Origin of the sequence: Roseinatronobacter ekhonensis (assembly GCF_900499075.1) — a bacterium.
Taxonomy (GTDB): Bacteria; Pseudomonadota; Alphaproteobacteria; order Rhodobacterales; family Rhodobacteraceae; genus Roseinatronobacter; species Roseinatronobacter ekhonensis.
Genome location: NZ_UIHC01000153.1, coordinates 1 through 1,599 on the forward strand (window position 1 = coordinate 1; position 1,599 = coordinate 1,599).

The following is a 1,599-nucleotide window of genomic DNA, read 5'->3' on the forward strand; positions in this document are numbered from 1 at the left end:
GGAATCCAGCTTGGAGTCCAGTGAAGTCCGCGCTGAAGGAATTCATCCTGGCGCCCGGTTCGGCGACACCTCCTCCCAGAATTGCCGCCGAACCCACGCTCGCCTGAGTGTATCGATGCCACCGAAGCCGATAGCAGCGTGCAGCGCATCCCCTCCGGTTGCGCCACTGGGCACCAATACAGAATCCGAATGTAACAAGATTTCATGCTGCTGTCGCGCTTTGCGTTGCACCGAAACCGATCAAACAGGATCACACGCACATGACCCTCGCCTTCGCCCCCGAGCGGATCGAGCACTGGCCGCTGGCCAGGCTCCAGCCCTATGCCCGCAATGCCAAGCAGCATGGTGCCGACCAGGTCGCAAAGCTTGCCGCCAGCATGGCCGAGTTCGGCTGGACCGTGCCGTGCCTCGTGGCCGAGGATGGCGAGCTGATCGCCGGGCATGGGCGCGTGCTGGCCGCCACGCAGCTGGGGCTGGAAGAGGCGCCGGTGATCGTGCTGGGGCATTTGACCGAGGCGCAGCGGCGGGCCTACCGGATCGCCGACAACAAATTGACCGAACTCGGGACGTGGGACGAGGCTGCGCTGTCGGCGGAACTGAACGAGCTACTGGCGGAGGATTTCGACCTGTCGCTGGTGGGCTTTTCCGACGGCGAGTTGGACAAGCTGCTGGCCTTCGAGCCGGAGGATGACGGTGAAGAAAGTGGTGGCGCTGGCAGCACAACGCCGCCGGTGGTGATCCCCGAACCGCCGCGCAATCCGGCGTCGCGGACGGGCGATCTGTGGATCCTTGGTGATCACCGGCTGCTCTGCGGCGACAGCACCAGCGAAACGGACGTGCGCCGCCTGATGAACGGCGAACGCGCGATCCTGTTCGCGACCGATCCGCCATACCTTGTGGATTACGACGGCTCGAACCACCCGACACGCAACAAGGACTGGAGCCAGAGCTACGGCAACACGTGGGACGACAGTTCGCAGGGCGCGGAACTCTACGACGGCTTCATCTCCGCCGCCGTGGCTGAGGCGATCACCGAGGATGCCGCGTGGTATTGCTGGCACGCGTCGCGCCGGCAGGCGATGCTGGAGGCCTGTTGGGAAAAGGCCGGGGCCTTCGTGCATCAGCAGATCATCTGGGTGAAGGATCGCGGGGTCCTGACCCGGTCGCATTACCTCTGGAAGCACGAGCCCTGTTTCATGGGCTGGCGCCGTCCGAACCGGCCGCCAAAGGTCGCCGAGCAAACGCTGCCTTCGACATGGGAGATGCCCAGCTTCACCAAGGACGAGCGTCCCGACCATCCGACGCCGAAGCCGCTGGACGCGTTTGGCATCCCGATGCGGCAGCACGTCGCGCGGGGCGGTCTGGCCTACGAGCCCTTCGCCGGCTCGGGCTCGCAGATCATGGCGGGCGAGGCCAACGGGCGGCGCGTGTTCGCGATGGAGATCAGCCCGGCCTATGTCGATGTCGCCGTGGAGCGCTGGCAGGCGGACACTGGCAAGGACGCGATCCTCGACGGCGACGGCCGGACTTTTGCCGAGGTGAAGTCGGAGCGGCTTGGCGACAAGGCAGACGCTGCCGCCTGATGGCCGTCTACTACAA

At 65.5% G+C, this 1,599-nt stretch carries 1 protein-coding gene; it reads left to right on the forward strand.

What is annotated here, in order from left to right:
* Positions 1-260 precede the first annotated feature (260 nt).
* Positions 261-1,583 carry a site-specific DNA-methyltransferase gene (locus ROE7235_RS19550; RefSeq protein ID WP_050663895.1) on the forward strand — a complete coding sequence of 441 codons (1,323 nt, stop codon included), beginning with the start codon at positions 261-263 and terminating at the stop codon, positions 1,581-1,583.
* Positions 1,584-1,599 lie beyond the last annotated feature (16 nt).

Excerpts from the sequence above, each read along its gene's own strand:
- ROE7235_RS19550 (WP_050663895.1), top strand. The coding sequence starts at position 261 with ATGACCCTCGCCTTCGCCCCCGAGCGGATCGAGCACTGGCCGCTGGCC.